The sequence below is a fragment of the Streptomyces sp. GbtcB6 genome, assembly GCF_019091475.1.
Classification (GTDB): Bacteria; Actinomycetota; Actinomycetes; order Streptomycetales; family Streptomycetaceae; genus Streptomyces; species Streptomyces hyaluromycini.
Genome location: NZ_JAGXJL010000178.1, coordinates 1 through 749 on the forward strand (window position 1 = coordinate 1; position 749 = coordinate 749).

General features: G+C 64.8%; 1 protein-coding gene. It reads left to right on the forward strand.

Annotated features, from left to right (window positions below; all coding sequences use genetic code 11):
* The coding region (locus KVT45_RS55075) for an AMP-binding protein (protein ID WP_217562660.1) at window positions 1-749 on the forward strand (749 nt) is incomplete at both ends.

Genomic DNA, 749 nt, shown 5'->3' on the forward strand with positions numbered 1-749 from the left:
ACACGTCGGGTTCGACGGGGCGGCCGAAGGGTGTGGTGGTGTCGCATGTGGGGTTGGTGAATTTGGCGTTGGCGCAGGTGGAGCGGTTTGGGGTGTATGTGGGGGCGCGGGTGTTGCAGTTTGCGTCGTTGAGTTTTGATGCGGCGGTGTCGGAGTTGTGCATGGTGTTGGGGTCGGGTGGGGTGTTGGTGGTGGCGGGGGTGGGTGGTTTGCCGCCGGTGGTGTCGTTGGGTGAGGCGTTGGTGCGGTCGGGGGCGACGCATGTGACGGTTCCTCCGGGTGTGTTGGCGGTGGAGGAGGGGTTGTTGGAGGGGTTGGAGTCGTTGGTGGTGGCGGGTGAGGTGTGTCCGGTGGGGTTGGTGGAGCGGTGGTCGGTGGGTCGGCGGATGGTGAATGCGTATGGGCCGACTGAGGTGACGGTGTGTGCGGCGATGAGTGGTGTGTTGGGTGTGGGGGTGGTGGGGAGTGTTCCGATTGGGCGTCCGGTGCGTAATGCGGGGGCGTTTGTGTTGGATGGGTTTTTGCGGCCGGTGGGTGTGGGTGTGGTGGGTGAGTTGTATGTGTCGGGTGTGGGGTTGGCGCGGGGGTATGCGAATCGGTCTGGGTTGACGGCGGAGCGGTTTGTGGCGTGTCCGTTTGGTGAGGGTGGGCGGATGTATCGGACGGGGGATTTGGTGCGGTGGCGGGTGGATGGGCAGTTGGAGTTTGTGGGGCGTGCGGATGAGCAGGTGAAGATCCGTGGGTTCCGG